The sequence below is a fragment of the Aliiroseovarius crassostreae genome (assembly GCF_025137635.1).
GTDB lineage: Bacteria > Pseudomonadota > Alphaproteobacteria > Rhodobacterales > Rhodobacteraceae > Aliiroseovarius > Aliiroseovarius crassostreae.
Window position 1 is genome coordinate 1323572 of the sequence record NZ_CP080772.1, and the last position, 18450, is coordinate 1342021.

The 18450-nt window shown below is 58.1% G+C and carries 15 protein-coding genes; 5 read left to right on the top strand and 10 right to left on the bottom strand.

Translation table 11 applies throughout. The features are described from left to right. The first annotated feature begins 36 nt into the window (after window positions 1-36). Complete coding sequence (locus K3J57_RS06355; protein WP_055192259.1) at window positions 37-909, top strand: NAD(P)-dependent oxidoreductase; 873 nt, start codon at window positions 37-39, stop codon at window positions 907-909. Between the two features lie 136 nt (window positions 910-1045). Here the strand turns inward: K3J57_RS06355 and K3J57_RS06360 are convergent, their stop codons facing one another. After that, window positions 1046-1624 (bottom strand): lipid-binding SYLF domain-containing protein, encoded by a 579-nt coding sequence (locus K3J57_RS06360; protein WP_259797580.1) that lies wholly within the window; start codon window positions 1622-1624, stop codon window positions 1046-1048. 237 nt (window positions 1625-1861) lie between these two features. Next, window positions 1862-2878, bottom strand: a complete 1017-nt coding sequence (hemB, locus tag K3J57_RS06365; RefSeq protein ID WP_259794494.1) for a porphobilinogen synthase — start codon at window positions 2876-2878, stop codon at window positions 1862-1864. 266 nt (window positions 2879-3144) lie between these two features. Here hemB and K3J57_RS06370 point away from each other — a divergent pair, with 266 nt between their 5' ends. After that, window positions 3145-3669, top strand: a complete 525-nt coding sequence (locus K3J57_RS06370; protein ID WP_259777224.1) for a component of SufBCD complex — start codon at window positions 3145-3147, stop codon at window positions 3667-3669. Between the two features lie 58 nt (window positions 3670-3727). Beyond that, entirely contained in the window at window positions 3728-7174 is a 3447-nt protein-coding gene (gene mfd, locus K3J57_RS06375; protein ID WP_259794495.1) for a transcription-repair coupling factor, read from the top strand. Window positions 7175-7541: 367 nt separating this feature from the next. Here mfd and K3J57_RS06380 read toward each other — a convergent pair whose 3' ends face one another. The 3 genes from K3J57_RS06380 to K3J57_RS06390 form a co-directional block, all read right to left on the bottom strand. Then, window positions 7542-8759 carry a multidrug effflux MFS transporter gene (locus K3J57_RS06380; RefSeq protein WP_173487485.1) on the bottom strand — a complete coding sequence of 406 codons (1218 nt, stop codon included), beginning with the start codon at window positions 8757-8759 and terminating at the stop codon, window positions 7542-7544. Then, window positions 8756-9412: a DsbA family oxidoreductase gene (locus K3J57_RS06385; RefSeq protein WP_259797581.1), complete on the bottom strand. Its 657-nt coding sequence runs from the start codon at window positions 9410-9412 to the stop codon at window positions 8756-8758. The genes K3J57_RS06380 and K3J57_RS06385 overlap by 4 nt, the downstream gene beginning before the upstream one ends. A 90-nt stretch (window positions 9413-9502) precedes the next feature. Next, window positions 9503-11050 carry a class I adenylate-forming enzyme family protein gene (locus tag K3J57_RS06390; RefSeq protein WP_259797582.1) on the bottom strand — a complete coding sequence of 516 codons (1548 nt, stop codon included), beginning with the start codon at window positions 11048-11050 and terminating at the stop codon, window positions 9503-9505. 64 nt (window positions 11051-11114) lie between these two features. On the opposite strand from K3J57_RS06390, the gene K3J57_RS06395 reads away from it, so the two are divergent. After that, the gene (locus K3J57_RS06395; RefSeq protein WP_055192243.1) at window positions 11115-11741 is read left to right on the top strand and encodes a helix-turn-helix domain-containing protein; all 627 of its coding nucleotides are present in this window, start codon (window positions 11115-11117) and stop codon (window positions 11739-11741) included. A 226-nt stretch (window positions 11742-11967) separates the two neighbouring features. Here K3J57_RS06395 and K3J57_RS06400 read toward each other — a convergent pair whose 3' ends face one another. Continuing rightward, the gene (locus K3J57_RS06400) at window positions 11968-13785 is read right to left on the bottom strand and encodes an extracellular solute-binding protein (protein WP_259794502.1); all 1818 of its coding nucleotides are present in this window, start codon (window positions 13783-13785) and stop codon (window positions 11968-11970) included. Window positions 13786-14160: 375 nt separating this feature from the next. On the opposite strand from K3J57_RS06400, the gene K3J57_RS06405 reads away from it, so the two are divergent. Further along, window positions 14161-14946 (top strand): 3-hydroxybutyrate dehydrogenase, encoded by a 786-nt coding sequence (locus K3J57_RS06405; protein ID WP_259797583.1) that lies wholly within the window; start codon window positions 14161-14163, stop codon window positions 14944-14946. 38 nt (window positions 14947-14984) lie between these two features. Here K3J57_RS06405 and K3J57_RS06410 read toward each other — a convergent pair whose 3' ends face one another. The 4 genes from K3J57_RS06410 to K3J57_RS06425 form a co-directional block, all read right to left on the bottom strand. After that, a complete protein-coding gene (locus tag K3J57_RS06410; protein ID WP_259797584.1) occupies window positions 14985-15608 on the bottom strand; it encodes a LysE/ArgO family amino acid transporter in 624 nt (207 codons plus the stop codon). Next, complete coding sequence (locus K3J57_RS06415; protein ID WP_055192236.1) at window positions 15605-16342, bottom strand: DUF502 domain-containing protein; 738 nt, start codon at window positions 16340-16342, stop codon at window positions 15605-15607. The genes K3J57_RS06410 and K3J57_RS06415 overlap by 4 nt, the downstream gene beginning before the upstream one ends. 100 nt (window positions 16343-16442) lie before the next feature. Then, window positions 16443-17354 carry a pseudouridine-5'-phosphate glycosidase gene (locus tag K3J57_RS06420; protein ID WP_259794505.1) on the bottom strand — a complete coding sequence of 304 codons (912 nt, stop codon included), beginning with the start codon at window positions 17352-17354 and terminating at the stop codon, window positions 16443-16445. Next, window positions 17354-18241: a PfkB family carbohydrate kinase gene (locus tag K3J57_RS06425; RefSeq protein WP_259794506.1), complete on the bottom strand. Its 888-nt coding sequence runs from the start codon at window positions 18239-18241 to the stop codon at window positions 17354-17356. The genes K3J57_RS06420 and K3J57_RS06425 overlap by 1 nt, the downstream gene beginning before the upstream one ends. Window positions 18242-18450: the final 209 nt, after the last annotated feature.

An 18450-nucleotide genomic window follows, 5' to 3' on the forward strand; every position in this document is an offset into this window, starting at 1 on the left:
GTGCCTGACAGGGAAAGACAACGAAAGGGCGTTGCAATGGCAAAATGCGCATTTTTGGGCTTGGGCGTGATGGGCTATCCGATGGCGGGGCACCTCGTTGCTGCGGGGCATCAGGTGACGGTTTACAATCGCACCACTGCCAAGGCCGAAGCCTGGGCCAAGGAACATGGGGGGAAATGGGCCTCCACCCCGCGTGAAGCGGCACTTGGCGCGGATTTTGTCATGGCATGTGTGGGCAATGATGACGACCTGCGCGCGGTGGTGCTGGGTGAAAATGGCGCGCTGTCGGGCATGACAGACGGGGCGGTTTTCGTTGATCACACGACGGTATCCGCCAAAGTGACGCGCGAACTTTATGCCGCTGCCCGGTCTGCAGGTGTCAGTTTTCTGGACGCACCCGTTTCCGGTGGGCAGGCCGGGGCGGAAAACGGTATTCTGTCGATCATGTGCGGGGGCGATGACACCGCCTATTGCGCTGCGGAACCGATCATGCAGGCCTATGGTCGCACGGTAAAACGCTTGGGCGAAAGTGGGGCCGGGCAGCTGACAAAGATGGTCAATCAGATCTGCATCGCCGGTCTGGTGCAGGGCTTGTCCGAGGGGCTGCATTTTGCCGAGAAAGCCGGTCTTGATATTCGAGAGGTCGTCGATGTGATCCAGGGCGGGGCTGCAGGCAGCTGGCAGATGGTCAACCGGCATGAAACCATGGCGGATGATCACTTTGAACACGGTTTTGCAGTTGACTGGATGCGCAAGGATCTGGGCATCTGCCTGGACACGGCAAATGAAAATGGCGCAAGCCTGCCGGTTACGGCGCTGGTAGATCAGTTCTATAAGGACGTCCAGAAAATGGGCGGCGGACGCTGGGACACATCCAGCTTGTTCAAGCGGTTGAAGACCCTGGACTGACTAAAGCGTTTCGACTTCAACCTGAGACAGGGGAAGTCGAAACGCGGGAAGTGCTGTCACTGTTGTGGGCGTTTCGGTTCAAAACAAAAAAGGGAGGCGTCATGCCTCCCTTTTCCATTGGTTCAACCTGTTTGGGTCAGGGAATGATACGGGTGTATTTTGCCCCCTCAAGCGACGCGCCAGCCAGCGCCCCGGCCTGACCAAAGACAACAGCAACCACCGGATCGGATGAGGTGATCGTGTCGGCGGAGAAGCGATCGCCCTCGGTCTGGAAGGCGTATTTGATATCCGCAGAAGCCACCCAGCCGGCAGAGCGGCGGAAATCCTGCAGCGCCTCTTGCGTCATGAAAAACAGCACATGGGCATATTGCTGCGCGCCGATCTGGAAACCGATGCTGGCCTGGGTTTGCGAGTAGTAATCAACCGTGACGTCGTTGATCAACAGCGCCCCGCGCCCATAAGCGCCCCCAACGATGAACCCCGCCTCGGTCACCAGGGGCATCACCAGCATCCCGGATGCTTTGGCGGCAAGATCCCGCATACCCGGATACCGGTTGTAGAGATAGTTCAGGGTCTGGGTCACGCGGGCGTCAATCTCGGCGCCGCCCTTGGACCCCACGCCATTGGCACAGCCCGCCAGCGCGAGCCCCGTGCCGCCAAGCGCCACGATAAAGCCACGACGGGAAAATTCTGAATTCTGTTCTGACTTGCTCATATTTAGCCTCGTATCGCCAAATTCGGGGAGCTGACCTGCCGGATCAACACCACCAGCGCCCCTGCCTGTTTTCGTTTGGTGCCGGAATTATTCCGTGTCATTCCTGTTCTTTCAAAACTATAGACCAGCCATGCGTGGCTGTCACGCAAAGAGGGCACCGCCCGGGTAGGGAGCGGCGGAAAACTGCACGAAATGCGTATTTTAGACGGCTTGACGGCGCGGCGCAGGGCGCTGGGATCATTCCCCAGACAGGGCGCGTGCCATGCGGGGGGCATAATAGGTCAGGATGCCATCACAGCCCGCCCGTTTGAATGCCATCAGGCTTTCCGCCATCACCTTGTCGCCATCCAGCCAGCCATTTGCCGCCGCAGCCTCCTGCATCGCGTATTCACCTGACACCTGATAGGCAAAGGTCGGCACACCGAATTCGGATTTCACACGGCGACAGATATCGAGATAGGGCATTCCCGGTTTGACCATGATCATATCTGCGCCTTCCATCAGGTCCCGTTCAACCAGACGCATCGCCTCGTCGGAATTGGCAGGATCCATCTGGTAGGTTTTCTTGTCGCCTTTCAATGCCCCGGAGGCGCCAACCGCGTCGCGGAACGGCCCATAATAGGCCGAGGCATATTTGGCGGTGTAACTCATGATGGTCAGATTGCGGAAACCTGCGGCCTCGATCGCCGCGCGCATTGCACCAATGCGGCCATCCATCATGTCCGACGGGCCCAGAATATCGGCCCCGGCCTCGGCCTGGGCCAGCGACATTTTCACCAGCGCCTCAACCGTTTCGTCATTGAGGATCTCTCCCTCCCTGACAATGCCGTCATGGCCGTTGGCATTGTAGGGGTCCAGGGCCACATCGGTCATGATGGCAATATCCGGCACCGCGTCCTTGATTGCGCGAATGGCCCGGTTTGAGAGGTTTTCGGGGTTCCAGGCCTCTTCACAGCCTTCGGTTTTCAGCGCCGGATCGGTATAGGGAAACAGGCACATGGCGGGGATCCCCAGATCTGCTGCCTCATGGGCGGCTTCAACCAGCAGATCAATTGACTTGCGGGTCACGCCGGGCATCGAGGGGATCTCTTGCTCCACATTGTCGCCATCCACCACAAACACCGGCCAGATCAGATCATTGACCGTCAGGCAGTTTTCGCTGACCAGATCACGCAAGGCCTGCGACGAACGGGTGCGGCGCAGACGGGTCATGGGGAAGGGGGCGACGGTGCGCGAAGGGATCTGCCGGCTCATCTGGCTCTCCTGTCAGTGGACCGGGGGTGCCCCGGCGGGATGGCGATGTAGGCCTTGAACGGGTCGGATCCCCAACCCGAAAGACATGGTTTTCCTTGCCATGCGCGCTGCGCTGCCACAACCCCCTGTTTGGGACCAGACCGGGAAACCCATCGCAAAACCGGTCTGGTCAAGACCGAACGGCGGGCGTATGGTCGCGCAAAGCCCCATCATGACATGAGGCCCTGACAGCATGAGGCAGACCCGGCACGAGGCAGGTTAGACCATTGGACTGGTATTCGACCCTTTTTGAAATCATCGACATGCGCTCCTTTTCCAATCTTTGGTATTGGATTGCGCTCGCCGTGCTCTGGTCAACCGCCAGCCACTGGGTGCTGGGCGTGCCCTTTGACATGGTTCAGCGCGCTGACCGGCACGAAGGGCAGGTGCAGCTTGACCTTGAGGTCCTGGTGCGGATCTATTGCAACCGGATCCTGTATATCGCTGCGATTTCAGGGCTTTGGCTTCTTGGGTTGGCCTGTGGTCTTCTGACCATGCTGTTGCTTTTAGGGTTCTTCTACGGGGTCGAGTTTGCCCAGGCCGTGTTCCTGATGGCCTTCCCGATGAGCATCGTGGGAATGCTGACGATCAACACGGCCCGGATCATCACGGAACAGGCGCTGGAGGGACCCTCCCTGCGCAAACGCCTGTCCCGGCATCGGTTTCAGGTCCAGCTCATCGGTATGCTGTCGATTTTCATCACCTCGATGTGGGGCATGTATCAAAACCTCGCCCTGAATGTTTGGGGCTGAATGTTTGGGGCTGAGCCCAGCTTGCTGGTTGAAACGCATTGAATTGCAGGATGTTTTCATGACACATGTTCTTCTGTCCGGGGCCCCCGAAGGCTTTGACGCCCAATTGGTGCTGAAAGAGCTGGAGCGTTCGGGCAAACCGGTGCTGCATGTGGCGCGCGATGACAAGCGGATGGCGGCGATGCAGGCGGCGCTGTCTTTTTTTGCCCCCGATGTGACGGTGCTCACCTTGCCCGGTTGGGATTGTCTGCCCTTTGATCGGGTGTCCCCCAACGCAGACGTGTCTGCCACGCGGATGGCCAGCCTCGCTGCACTGGCCACAGGGGCCCTTCAGGGCCGGTTCGTGCTTCTCACCACTTTGAATGCAGCCATGCAACGGCTGCCGGCCCGCGACGTGCTGGCCGGAGCGAGCTTTTCTGCACGGGTGGATTATCAGCTGGATATCGACCAGCTTCGACGTTTTCTGGTGCGCATGGGCTTCACCCAGAGCCCCACGGTGATGGAGCCGGGGGATTTTGCCGTGCGCGGCGGCATCATCGACATTTTCCCTCCGGGGGAAAGCGGACCGGTGCGGCTGGATATGTTTGGGGATGTTCTGGATGGCGTGCGCCGCTTTGACCCGGCCACCCAGCGCACAACCGAAAAACTGACCGGAATTGATCTTGCCCCTGTGTCCGAAGTGTTGATGGATGAGGCCTCGATCACCCGGTTTCGGCAAAACTACCGGATTGAGTTCGGCGCAGCCGGCTCTGATGATCCCCTTTACGAGGCGGTCAGCGCCGGACGCAAACATCAGGGTGTCGAACATTGGCTACCCTTTTTTCACGAGCGGCTTGAGACCGTGTTTGACTACCTGCCAGAGGCCTCGGTGATGCTGGATGACCAGTTGACCCCGGCGCGTCTGGCGCGGTGGGACGGGATCGTCGACCAGTATGAAACCCGCAAAATTGCAATGTCTGCAAAAAACCGGATGGATACGGTCTATAAGCCATGCCCGCCGGGGCTTCTTTATCTTGATGATCCAGCCTGGGAAGAGGTCGTCAAAGACCGGCGGGTGGTGCAGTTCGCCGCTCTTCCGCAGGCCACAGGACCGGGTGTCGTGGATGGGAGCGGGCGGATCGGCCGTAATTTCGCCCCGGAACGCCAACAGGAAAATGTCAATCTGTTTGAGGCATTGACCAAACATATCCGGGCGAAATCCACCACTCCAACCGTTGTGGCCAGCTATTCCGAAGGCGCGCGTGAGCGGCTTCAGGGGCTTTTGGCGGATGAGGAGCTGACAGGCACCACGCTGATCGACGATTTCCGGGACGTGCCAGACAGCGGTGCCGGTGTTTACCTTGCGGTCTGGCCGCTGGAACATGGGTTTGAAACACCCGATCTGACGGTGATCTCCGAACAGGATGTGCTGGGGGATCGTCTGATCCGCGCCCCGAAACGCAAGCGCCGGGCGGAAAACTTTCTGACCGAGGCAAATGCCCTGTCTGCCGGGGATCTGGTTGTGCATGTGGATCACGGGGTCGGCCTTTACAAGGGGCTTGAAACCATCACCGCGATGGGCGCCCCTCATGAATGCCTGCTGCTCGAATATGCGGGGGGGGACCGTCTGTTCCTGCCGGTTGAAAATATCGAGCTTCTGTCCAAATTCGGACAGGACACAGGATTGCTGGACAAGCTGGGCGGCGGCGCATGGCAGGCGAAAAAGGCCAAGCTCAAGGAACGGATCCGGGAGATTGCCGACAAGCTGATCCGTCTGGCAGCAGAGCGCGAATTGCGCAAGGCGCCGGTGCTGGAAGCCCCGCACCATGCCTGGGAAGAATTTTCTGCCCGTTTCCCCTATCAGGAGACCGAAGACCAGCTTGCCGCCATCGAGGATGTGATCGAGGATATGGCGATGGGGCGCCCCATGGACCGGCTGATCTGTGGGGATGTGGGGTTTGGCAAAACCGAGGTGGCGATGCGTGCCGCATTTGTCGCCGCCATGTCCGGGCAACAGGTGGCCGTGATTGCCCCCACAACCCTGCTTGCCCGTCAGCATTACAAAAGCTTTTCCGAACGGTTCCGCGGTTTCCCGATCAATGTCGGGCAGCTTTCACGTTTTGTCAGTGCGTCAGAGGCCAGGCGCACCCGCGAAGGCATGTCCCGTGGCACGATGGACATCGTCGTGGGCACCCATGCTCTGCTTGCCAAAGATGTGCGGTTTGAAAACCTTGGTCTGCTGGTGGTGGATGAAGAGCAGCGCTTTGGCGTGAACCACAAAGAGCGTCTGAAGGAGTTGCGCTCGGACGTGCATGTGCTGACCCTCAGCGCGACCCCGATCCCGCGCACCTTGCAGATGTCGCTTTCCGGTGTTCGGGACCTGTCGATTATCGGCACCCCGCCCGTGGATCGCCTGTCGATCCGCACCTATGTGTCTGAGTTCGACAGCGTGACCCTGCGCGAAGCCCTTCTGCGCGAACATTACAGGGGCGGGCAGAGTTTCTTTGTTGTCCCGCGCATCAAGGACCTTCCTGAGATCGAGCAATTCTTGCAAAACCATGTGCCGGAAGTGAGCTTTGTGGTGGCGCATGGGCAGATGGCCTCGGGCGAGCTCGATGATCGGATGAATGCGTTTTATGATGGGAAATATGATGTCCTGCTGGCCACAACGATTGTGGAGAGCGGCATTGATATTCCGACCGCCAACACGATGATCATCCACCGGGCCGACATGTTTGGACTTGCCCAGCTTTACCAGATCCGGGGCAGGGTGGGGCGTTCGAAAACCCGCGCCTATGCTTATCTGACCACAAAACCGCGCAGCCCGTTGACCGCCACCGCGGAAAAACGTCTCAGGGTGCTGGGATCGCTGGATACTTTGGGGGCCGGGTTCACGCTGGCCTCACAGGATCTGGATATTCGCGGCGCGGGGAACCTTGTTGGCGAAGAACAGTCGGGGCAGATGCGGGAAGTGGGCTATGAGCTTTACCAGCAGATGCTGGAAGAGGCGATTGCCAAGATCAAATCCGGCCAGCTTGAGGGGCTTTCGGACAGTGATGGCACCTGGGCCCCGCAGATCAACCTCGGGGTGCCGGTTCTTATCCCGGACAATTATGTGCCCGATCTTGACGTCCGCCTTGGCCTCTATCGGCGCCTGTCTTCGCTGTCGACCAAGGTCGAGCTGGAAGGATTTGCGGCGGAGCTGATCGACCGATTTGGCCCGCTTCCGAAAGAAGTGAACACGCTAATGCTGGTGGTGCGGATCAAGGGTATGTGCAAACGGGCAGGGATTGCCAAGCTGGACGGCGGACCGAAAGGCGCAACCCTTCAGTTCCACAATGACAAGTTTGCCAGTCCGAAAGGTCTGGTCGAGTTTATCCAGGCGCAGAACGGGTTGGCCAAGGTCAAGGACAACAAGATCGTGGTGCGGCGTGACTGGCGCAAGACCTCAGACAAGATCAAAGGCGCGTTTGCAATTGCGCAGGATCTGGCGATCAAGGTGAAAGAGGCGCAGAAGAGTGCGTAATATATTGAGATAAAACAGTTATGACTTTTTCTCATGGTTAAATTGTTAGCGAGACCATGTTTTGCATTTTTGCAAAATACCGCCAGCAAATAGGTGTCACTGATCAAAAAATATCATGAGTCGCAAAGATTCGCCTTTTGTTCACCGCTTTAAAGAATCAAGCAATTCGGAAACAATTTGTTTGCCTGATTGAAACAAAGGAGGTCGAAATGCCCGATGAAAAGACCCCCGCATTCTCTGCCAAGTGGGGGGCAATCAAGATTGTTGTGGAGCACCGTGAAACCATATTCGTTTTGTGCCTCACCGCGATAGTTTTTGCAGGACTTTGGTTTCTCAAGAAATAGAAAAAGGGGCCTTGGCCCCTTTTTTAATCCGGGTTGTGGCGGTCGATCTGGATCAATATCGCGCTGAGCGTGGAACAGATCACCACGCCGATGAGAAGCGGAATGGGGGTTCCGTTGAACGCCTGACCGATCGGTGCGGCAATCAGCACGGAAAGCATTGTCGGCACAGCTCCGATCACAGCAGCGGCCGTTCCCGCAACATGGCCCAGCGGTTGCATGGCCAGCGCATTCAGATTGCCAAAGCTCAGCCCATTTACAAAAAACAGCGTGGTGGACCAGCAGACAAACAGCCAAAGCGCCACGGGTCCGCCCGGCGCCATGATCGCCCAGTATCCAAGCGTCATAGCCGCCAGAACGGCCTGGGCGGCAAAGCCGATCAGCGCAAGGCGCCGCATTCCGATCCGCAAAACCAAGACCGAGTTAATCGCCCCGGATCCGGCCGACAGAATGGTCACCAGGGCAAAATAAAAGGGAAAAGACGTGCCGGTCCCCAAAACATCGACAAAGATCTGCTGCGCCGAGCTCAGATAGGCCATCAACTGGGCAAAGGCCAGCAAGATCACGGTCATGTAAAGCAGGGTGACCTTGCTTTTGAAAACAATCACAAATGCTTCCAGCACCGGGCGCAGGCGCAGCGGGCGTCGTTTCTCAACCGGGTGCGTTTCCGGTTGGCGAAGCAAAAACCAGCCAAGGATCACGAAGGCCACCAGCGCATAGGTGGTAAACAGGTGGCGCCAGCCAAACCCGAGGATGATCCATTGTCCCAGCATGGGCGCCACGGCAGGCACCAGCACGAAAAAGGTGAATGCCATTGAATTCACCTTGGCCATGGTGCGCCCTTCATAAAGGTCGCGTGTGAGCGCCATCGCATTGGTACGTGGACCAGCCGCACCCAGCCCCTGCACAAAGCGCCAAAATAACAGCGCCTCGATGGATTGCGCGCTATAGGCTGCGGCTGAGGCCAGCATGTAAAGCACAAAGCCGGATCCCATCGAAAGGCGCCGCCCATAGGCATCGGACAGGGGGCCAAAGAACAATTGCCCCAGGCCAGCGCCAACGACAAAGGCGACAATCACCAACTGCGCCCGGTTCACATTGTCCGGCACCATATGGGCGGCAATCTCGGGCAGCGCGGGCAGGATCGAGTCGATTGAAAAGGCCACCATCGAAAACAGCGCCGCAAGCAGGATGATGAACTCCCCCATCGGCAGCGGTTTTTGCGGTGTCGGGAGGATACTCACGGATTGCCCTCGGATGAGGTGGAAAGCTGTTCCATCAGCTCATCAATCACCTGCATCCACAGCTCAGCCGGTTGTGCACCTGGCACGACATGCTGGTTGGCGATGACAAATGTGGGGACAGAGTTCACCCCTTTGTGCCGTGCATCCGCGTCGCGTGCCGAAATGTCATCTGCATCCGCATCCGAGGCCAGCAGCCGGGCAATCACATCGCGATCCATTCCGATTTCCGCGCCGAGATCGGCCAGAACCTCGGGGTCGCCAATGTCCATCCCCTCGACAAAATAGGCTTTGAACAGGCGATCAACCATGGCGTTCTGCTTTTCTTCCAGCGCCGCCCAATGGATCATCCGGTGGGCATCAAGCGTGTTGGGGGTGCGTTCGATGGCGTCCAGATTGATCGACAGACCGCTTGCCTCTGCCTCTTTCACCACTGGCAGGTAGGCCTGAACCGCGCCGTCCCTGCCGCCAAATTTCGCTTCAAGATAGCTGCGACGATCCATGCCGGCTTTCGGCATCTCCGGGTTCAGTTGAAACGGGTGCCATTGGATCAGAAACGGATGATCCGGGCGCGCCTCAAGGGCGCGTTGCAGGCGTGTTTTGCCGATATAGCACCAAGGACAGATTGGGTCTGAAAAAACATCAAGGCGGATCATGGCACTCTCCTTTTCACCCGTTGGACTTATCCCCTGCAGCGACCAAAGGAAAGGCTTCCGAAAGGGGCGGTCGTGAAACGACTTACCACGTTACCCCCTGTTACCCGCCTCAAACCCCTCTCGCAGGCGGGCGCGAAGGATCTTGTTGTTGGCCCCGCGCGGGATGGTATCAACGGGGATGAACAGGCGCGGGCATTTGTAATGCGCCAGCCGCGCATGGGCATGATCTGACAATAGTTTTTCATCCACCACACCGTCCTCAGGCAGGTAGAAACAGGCGATCAGGGTGGCATCTGCCTTGATGGCGACCTCGGCACAGGCCGCTTCATGCACGCCGGGATGCAGCGCCATGGCGGCCTCGACCTCAATCGGAGAGACCCGAAAGCCACCTGCATTCATGATATCATCTGAGCGCCCTTCGAACCGGATCGCTCCGTCTTGCTCCATGACAACCGTGTCACCGGTCACAAACCACTCTCCCTGAAACCGAAGTTTCGTGGCCTCTTCTGCGCCGACATATCCCAACATCAGACCAGGATCCGTTTCATGCACCGCCATAAGGCCCGCAACGCCACGGGGCACCGGCATGCCGTCGTCGCCAAGAACCGCAACATGCCGCCGGGCCTGCGGATAGCCAAGCGTGCCTTTCGGGGCGGGGTGTCTGGGGCTTCCGGAAATAAAGGTGGAGCATTCCGACATGCCATATGCTTCATAAATCTTTTTGCCGGTGCGCGCATTCCAGTCCGCACGGGTGGTCGAGGGAAGTTTTTCGCCCGCAGACAGGCTGTGACGTAGCCCGGGCAGGTCAGGCAGGTCATGTTTCATCATCTGGCGATAGACCCCCGGTGCGGCGGCAAAGATTGTGGCCCCGTGACTGGCCAGAAGGGCGGTAATCTGCTCTGGTGTGCTGCCAGGGGCCGGGATCAACGACGTGGCACCAACCGTCCAGGGATCCATCAAGCCGGTGCCCAATGTATAGGTCCAGTTGAAGGCGCCTGCATGCATCATTCGGTCATCTTGAGAAATGTCATACCAGCCATCCCACATCATCTGCCGGGCCCAGATCGCCCGATGTGCATGGGCCACGGCGCGGGCCTGACCGGATGTGCCGGAAGTGAAGATGATATAAGCGGGGCGGTTCGGGTCCCCCATATGCGGATCCACCGGGGCAAGCCTGGCCATATCATGCAATTCCTGCACTGTCAGAACCGGCAAACTCTCTGTTTTCGGATCCTCTGCTGGCAGGGCGATCCCTTCGGATGCGATGACAAGGCGGGGGGTCACCAGGGCTGCCATTTTGGTGATCTCAACCTCGGTCAGTTGGGACGAGGTGGGAACAGGCACAAGGCCGGCATGGATCGCAGCAAGATAGGCCAGCGGGAAATCCACCGTGTTTCCAAGTCGCAAAAGCACACGATCGCCGGGCACCAGACCTTTGCGCAACAGCCCCGCAGCCACCCCTTCGACCGACCGGGCCAATTGGGCATAGGTCCAGACCGTATCTTCACCCTCTGCTGACACAACCGCCAGCGCAACCTTGTCCCCCATATCTTTCGCATGGCGCAACACATAGGCCGCCATATTGAACGGCGAAGGGGCAGGCGCGAGCGGGCGGGTCGGGTGGTGTTGTGACAGCATGTTCCACATCTGACAGTGGTTACAGGTGGTTGCAATAGGCGCAAAGGGGTGCCAATAGAAAAGAATGAGCGACAAATCGACCCCCAGCCTGATCCAGCTTGCCCGTGAGAGCGGCGAAGAGAGCCAGGACCTGAGCCCCCTTAACCTGGGTGAACGTGTGCGCGATCTGCGCAAATCCCGCGGCTGGACGCTGGAACAGGCGGCCGGGCAGGCGGGACTTGCCCGTTCCACCCTGTCCAAGATCGAAAACGGACAGATGTCACCGACCTATGAGGCGTTGAAAAAACTCGCGGTTGGGCTAGAGATTTCCGTGCCGCAATTGTTCACCGCGCCCAAGGCGGCCCATGTGTCAGGTCGTATGACCGTGACCAAATCGGGGGAAGGGGCCGCCCATCCGACCGCCACCTATGAGCACGAGCTGCTGGGCGGGGCATTGACCAAGAAAACCATGTTGCCCTACCGCGCCCGGGTGCGTGCCCGCAGTTTTGACGAATTTGACGGCTGGGTGCGCCATGACGGCGAGGAGTTTCTATACGTACTGACCGGGGCGGTGCAGCTGCTGACCGAGTTTTACGAACCGGTGCAGATGAAACGTGGCGACAGTGCCTATTACGACGCCTCGATGGGCCATAATGTGATTTCCATCAGTGAAGAAGATGCGACAATTCTCTGGGTGACATCCCTGGCCTAGCCGGGGCAGGGGCGCTGCCCCTCGCGCTACGCGCTCACCCCGAGGTATTTTAAAGCGTTTCGGGATAAACTTGAGACACATGTTTATTCCGAAACGCCCACGACATTGAGATCTCTTACCGCGTTTCGGTTTCCCCCTGTATCAGGTTAAAACCGAAACGCTTTAGGCAAGAAAAAGGGGCCGGATCTGGCCCCTTTGGTGTTTCTGCTCCGAAAGAGCTGCGTATCTATTCCTCGTACCACCAGGTTTCCGGTTGGAACCCGAGATAGTCGCCATACATCTGGATCCGGTCCGGGAACTTCAACTCTTTCACATGTGCGATGTGAGACATGTTGTCATAGCCCAGCGGGATCACGAAACGGCTTGCTGTCAGCACCCGGTCCAGGGCTTTTGTCGCCGCAAGAAAATCTTCCCGGCTCTCGGAAGTGAGCATCACGTCGATCAAACCATCAATGGCGGGGCTTTTCGCCCCCATCCAATTGCGCGTTCCCGGCTTGTCGGCGCTTTCACTTCCCCAATACAGACGCTGCTCATTGCCGGGGCTCAGAGACAGGCCGCGCCAGTAATAGGCCATATCAAAATCATAGGCGTTGGTGCGTTCCTTGTATTGGGCACTGTCAACCGATGTCACGGACGGCGTGATCCCCAACCGTTTGAGGGCTTCGACAAAGATATCAATGGTCTGGCGTGTTTCGGTTGCGCCGTTTTTCAAAAGAATATCGAAGGTGAAGGCCGTTCCCTCCGTATTTTTCATCACCCCGTCCTGAACGGTCCAGCCTGCCTCTTCCAGCAACGCCACGGCCCGTCTCAGCCCTTTGCGATTGCGTTCCGTTCCATCTGAGACAGGTAGGGTGTAGCCCTCAAGCGCGCCCTCTGGCAGGTCATCAAACTGGGACAGCAGTTCTTTGACACGACCTTCGGCGGGCACACCAGGCGACATGCCCAGAACGGAATTGTGGAAATAGGACTGGATGCGCTTTCTGCCCCCGCCATAGAGGGATTGGTTGATGAACTCATAATTGAAGGCCTGGATCAGGGCTTCGCGCACGCGGATGTCCTGAAATACGGCGCGGCGGGTGTTCATGACATAGCCTTTGATCCCGGTCGGCCGCTGGTGCGGGATATCGGAGAGAACGATATCACCCGACTGCACCGCTGGGAAATCGAACTGGGTGGCCCATCTTTGCGCATTGGTTTCTCGATAGGTAGTGGCCTCACCTGCCTTGAACGCTTCGAAAGTGACATCGCCATCGCCATAATAGTCGAAACGGATTTCATCGAGATTGGCCTGACCACGCATGAAAGGCACATCCTTGCCCCAGTAGTCCGGATTGCGTCTGAGGGTAAGGAACCGCCCCGGTTCAAACTCTCCGATCACATAGGGGGAGGAGCCAATTGGGACCAGGTCCACGCCAGAAGTATCAAATTCACGCCCTTCCCACTGGGCCTTTTTCAAAACCGGACGCAGCCCGAGCAGAAGCGGCAATTCACGATCCGCCTCGTGGAATGTGAACCGAACCGTTCGCGGCCCGGTCTGTTCGGAGCTTTTGATTTTTTTCCAGGCCCCAAGATAGCGTGGATCCCCTTTGGTCCCGACGGTTTCGAACGACCAGATCACATCCTCGACCGTGACCGGGGTCCCGTCAGAGAACCGCGCCTCCTCCCGCAAGGTAAATTCGACCCAGGATCGGGCCTCGTCGGTCTCAATCGATTCGGCCAACAGCCCGTAAAGCGAGAAAGGTTCATCCCAGCTGCGTCCCATCAGGGTTTCAAACAGCATGAAGCGCAGTTGCCAGGGGGCAGATCCTTTGCGAATCAGCGGGTGCAGCGAATCAAAGCTGCCAGCCTCGGCAAAAATGATCTTTCCCCCTTTCGGCGCATCTGGATTAACATGGGGGAGAGACACAAAATCCTGTGGGAGAGCCGGTGCGCCATACATAGCTATGCCATGTTGGGGCTCGGCCTGGATTTGATTTGCGCTCAAACAAACAACGGCCCCCATCGTGCAGGCAAGCCGCAGTTTTCGGAAATAATCTGATTTCATATGAGCAACAATCCTCGATCGACCTGTTTCAACTTGGAAAAACCCTAGCCCTGTCAAATAGTCTTTTCAAACTTTTAGCTTGGAACCCGCTGAGTTAGGCGGTATAAAGTAATCACTGCTCGATAGGTTTCTTGCCTGTATGAAACCTGCCTCAATAACTTACGCCCGCCTCGTGCGGGCGTTTTTTTTATGGCTATTTTCCACTGGTCTTACGCAACGGATTTCACGTGGAGGTCCGAAGAATCACCTTGGCCAGACATTGTTGAAAATGGGCAATTCGCGAATTTGGGGGGTGGGTAAAAAAGGGATGGTGCAGGTATCAGGGCGGGTTATGCTGCGACTGCAAAGCATACTGATATTGTGAAAGGGATTCCCATGGCCATCACCACATCACTTGAGGGCAAAACCGCTGTCATTACCGGGTCGAATTCCGGGATTGGTCTGGGCGTGGCGCAGGAACTGGCCCGGGCCGGGGCCAATGTGGTGCTGAATTCCTTTACCGACCGCGATGAGGACCACGCAATCGCCGAGGAGATTGCTGCTAAATTTGGCGTGATGGCGCGCTATATCAAAGCGGATATGTCAAATGGAGAGGAATGTCGCGCGCTGATCGAAACAGCGGGGGCCTGCGATATCCTGATCAACAACGCGGGTATTCAACATGTCGCCCCGGTCGAGGCATTTCCGACCGAGAAATGGGATGCGATCATCGCCATCAACCTGAGCTCCGCCTTTCACACAACTGCGGCCGCGCTTCCTCTGATGCGTAAGGCCGGATGGGGGCGGGTGGTCAATATTGCCTCGGCCCATGGATTGACCGCATCACCCTATAAATCCGCCTATATCGCCGCCAAACATGGGGTGGTGGGCCTGACCAAAACCGTGGCGCTGGAAACGGCAGAGGACCCGATCACCTGTAACGCGATCTGCCCTGGTTATGTGCTGACCCCGCTGGTGGAAAGCCAGATCCCTGACCAGATGAAGACACATGGAATGGACCGCGATCAGGTTGTGCGCGAGGTGATGCTGGCCCGTCAGCCGTCAAAGGAATTTGCCACGGTGGAACAGATGGGCGGCACAGCGGTATTCCTTTGTTCCGATGCTGCGGCGCAGATTACCGGCACCAGCATTTCCGTGGATGGTGGTTGGACAGCCCTCTAAGGCGGGCGCCTCGTGCCCCACGCATAATTGGAGCGGTTTCAGGAAATTGAACCGCTCCAAACACCATGGACCAGCCCAACGGCAATCATCCACATGGTCAGGCCGATGGCAATGTCGAGCACGCGCCAGGAAGACGGGCGCGTCATGATCGGGGCCAGAAGGCGGGCGCCGTATCCCAGCGAAAAGAAAAAGACGAAACTGGCACTCACTGCACCCAGTCCAAACAAGATCCGCGCGTTCCAATCGTCGAAACTGGTTGAGATCGCGCCGATCAGGCCAAGCGTATCCAGATAGACATGCGGGTTGAGCCAGGTGAAGGCAGCAGCAATTGCCAAGGTCGCCTTGAGCGAGCGGGCACGTCCCGTCAGTTCCATCTCATACTGCCCTTTCAGGGCCGCGACAAAGCGCAGGACGCCATAGGCCATCAAAAACACAGCCCCCATCACCGCCATCAGAACCGGTAACATTGGCACGGCAGAGACGAGCGCCCCAAATCCCAACACTCCGGCAACGATCAGCAGTGCATCTGACAATGCACAAAACAGAACCAGAGGAAACACGTGGTTGCGCAGCAGCCCTTGCCGCAGGACAAAAGCGTTCTGCGCGCCAATTGCGAGGATCAACGAGAATCCCGTGAGAAAACCGGTAATTGCAGCCGTCATTTTCCGGTGATTTCAAGCGGTTGCGACGGGTCCTTCGGGTTCGGGTAGACAAGGCCCGCTGAAATGACCAGCTTGGCGCTGTCTTCCACCGTCATGTCCAACTCAACCACCGAATGGCGTGGCACGAACAAAAGAAACCCTGAGGTCGGGTTCGGCGTGGTGGGCAGAAAGACCGAAATAATGTCCTCATCCACCGGGATACGAGCGTCAATTTCGCCTTTGGCCTTGGTGGAGATGAAGGCAATCGCCCAGATCCCCTTGCGGGGATATTCAACCAGACAGGCCTTGTCGAACTTGGCCTCCGTCGACTGGTTGAACACGGTTTCTGCGATTTGTTTCAAACCGTTATAGAGCGATCTGACCACGGGCATCCGGTCAACGATCCGCTCCCCCCAGGATAGAAAAGACCGGCCAATCAAGCCCTTGGTGATCCAGCCGACAATCACCGTGAAGATCAGGAAAACCACAACGCCAAGGCCGCGCACATTCACGCGGACATCTTCACCAAACACCCAGCGGAACCATGCGCTATCGCCAAAAAAACGGTCGATCAGCGCGTCCGGGTGATAGGCTGCGGGCACAAAGGGAAGCACCCAGCTGTCAATCCAGCCCACGAAGGTCCAGATCAGCCACATCGTCACCGCAATCGGTGCAACGACAACCAGCCCCGCAAGGAAGTTGTTGCGAAGCCCGGTGAACAGGCGCCATTTGCTGCGGTGGTTGGGGTCGGTCATGCTGATCTCTTTACGTGTCGTCAGAGGAACTTAGGGTGTTTTCGGCGCGGGTCAATGGGGCAGGGGCGCGATTGCGCCCCAATGAGGGGGCGATCTGCCCTTATGTCAGTTTCGCAAAAGCCGTGGCAATTTCGGCAGCCAGGGCAGCGTTGTTCTTGACCAATGCAATATTGGCTTCAAGAGACCGGCCTTCCGTGGCTTTGAACATCGCATTCAGCAGGAAGGGCGTCACCTCTTTTGCGCTGACGCGTTCAATTTCGGATCTGACCAGCGCGTCTTCGATCACCGGCTGAATTTCCTCACGCGGAATTTCGGCCTCCTGCGGGATCGGATTGGCAATCAACTGCCCGCCCGGCAATCCCAGATCCCGGCGCGTCTGTCCCGCACGGGCAATGTCTTTTGCACAATCCAGACGCAGCGGCGAAGGCAGACCGGAGGAACGGGACCAAAAGGCTGGAAACTCGTCCTGACCATAGGTGATGACGGGAACCCCAAGGGTTTCAAGGACTTCCAGCGTCTTTGGAATGTCAAGAATGGCCTTTGCCCCTGCCGCAACCACCGTAACAGGGGTGGCGGAAAACTCGCGCAGGTCAGCGGAGATATCAAAGGTCTCCTCAGCGCCGCGGTGGACGCCGCCAATGCCACCGGTGGCAAACACGCGAATGCCCGCAAGATGGGCTGCGATCATCGTCGCCGCCACGGTGGTCGCCCCGTAACCGCCCGTGGCCAGACAGACCGGCATATCAGCGCGACTGACCTTGGCAACGTTGTCGGCCTGTGCCAGCTCCATCAGCTGATCATCGGTCAGGCCGATATGCAACTTGCCATTCATCACCGCAATTGTGGCCGGGACGGCACCACCAGCCCGCACCACCGCTTCGACCTCGCGCGCGGTTTCGACATTTTGCGGATAGGGCATCCCGTGGGTGATGATCGTGCTTTCAAGCGCCACCACAGGGGTTCCGTGGGTCAGGGCCTGCGCCACGTCGGGTGCGTAGGTGAGATCAAACATCAGACGTCTTCTCCTGAGACATATTTGGCTGCGATTTTCTGTGCGGCATCAAGGGCGGCTGCGGGGGTGTGTCCTTCGCGCTCGGCGGCGATATGGGCGGCCATGAAAGTGTCGCCGGCCCCGGTGATCCGGCGCACCCGGATTGCGGGGCAGGGGGCGGTGATCACACCACGGTCCATATGCCCTTCCGCCGCGAGATTGCCACCATCGGTGACGATGGCACGGGTTGCCCCGGCCTCAAGCAGGGCCTGCGCGCCCTGCGACGCGGTTGCTGGCGCACTATCAGTCAATAGGCCCGCCTCTTCACGGTTGACATAAAGCGTGACCCCGGGATGGGCCATCAAAGGGCGAAGACGCTTGGCCTTTCCGGGGCTTGCCGGGGCCACACGGAGATCTGCCTGTGCGAAACTGGGCCGTGTGGCAATGTCGGACAAAAGATCAACGGTCAGGTTGCCGTCCAGCGTGATGATCCCCTGATAAGGTGTGTCTTCCGACCCCAGGATACCGTTTTCCAATGGCGCCAGTATTGCATCCCCAGCCGCCTCCAGAGAATGGGCATCAGCCACGGCTGCCACCAGGCCCGCGGGCCCCTCAATCGCCATATACCGGTCGGTCGGCAGGTCGTCGGGCCGGAATATATAATCGGTGACCATACCCAAATTTGCAGCCTGGGCCAGCAGATCATCCCCTTCATGATCCCGGCCAATTGCGGTCATCAGCGCGGGTGTCAGGCCAAATCGGGCAAAGGTCATGGCGATATTCATCGCCACGCCCCCCGGCAGGCGCGAGATGCGCCCCGGTTGATCGGACCCGATCCGCATATCGATTGTCGTGCGTCCGATCACATCCCAAAGGACGGATCCGATACAAAGAATGTCATGTGTCATATTCTCTCTCTGCCGATGTTTGCGGTAAAGGACAAGATGGGAACCGGCGAAGGGGGGCGGAAATGACCTTGTGCAAAGTATCGTCCGAAGACATTTCCTAGAAAACTAGAAAACTAGAAAACTAGTATTCTGGTTTTCTCTCCGAAATAGGCCCCATTCCGGATCAAGGGGGTTGCCACCTGTCCATTCCCCCTATATACGCGCGCCTG

Coding starts and splice junctions, on each gene's coding strand:
- K3J57_RS06395 (WP_055192243.1), top strand. CDS start 11,115: ATGAGCGACAAATCGACCCCCAGCCTGATCCAGCTTGCCCGTGAGAGC.
- hemB (WP_259794494.1), bottom strand. CDS start 2,878: ATGAGCCGGCAGATCCCTTCGCGCACCGTCGCCCCCTTCCCCATGACC.
- K3J57_RS06355 (WP_055192259.1), top strand. CDS start 37: ATGGCAAAATGCGCATTTTTGGGCTTGGGCGTGATGGGCTATCCGATG.
- K3J57_RS06410 (WP_259797584.1), bottom strand. CDS start 15,608: ATGACGGCTGCAATTACCGGTTTTCTCACGGGATTCTCGTTGATCCTC.
- K3J57_RS06390 (WP_259797582.1), bottom strand. CDS start 11,050: ATGCTGTCACAACACCACCCGACCCGCCCGCTCGCGCCTGCCCCTTCG.
- K3J57_RS06415 (WP_055192236.1), bottom strand. CDS start 16,342: ATGACCGACCCCAACCACCGCAGCAAATGGCGCCTGTTCACCGGGCTT.
- K3J57_RS06420 (WP_259794505.1), bottom strand. CDS start 17,354: ATGTTTGATCTCACCTACGCACCCGACGTGGCGCAGGCCCTGACCCAC.
- K3J57_RS06360 (WP_259797580.1), bottom strand. CDS start 1,624: ATGAGCAAGTCAGAACAGAATTCAGAATTTTCCCGTCGTGGCTTTATC.
- K3J57_RS06405 (WP_259797583.1), top strand. CDS start 14,161: ATGGCCATCACCACATCACTTGAGGGCAAAACCGCTGTCATTACCGGG.
- K3J57_RS06385 (WP_259797581.1), bottom strand. CDS start 9,412: ATGATCCGCCTTGATGTTTTTTCAGACCCAATCTGTCCTTGGTGCTAT.
- K3J57_RS06425 (WP_259794506.1), bottom strand. CDS start 18,241: ATGACACATGACATTCTTTGTATCGGATCCGTCCTTTGGGATGTGATC.
- mfd (WP_259794495.1), top strand. CDS start 3,728: ATGACACATGTTCTTCTGTCCGGGGCCCCCGAAGGCTTTGACGCCCAA.
- K3J57_RS06400 (WP_259794502.1), bottom strand. CDS start 13,785: ATGAAATCAGATTATTTCCGAAAACTGCGGCTTGCCTGCACGATGGGG.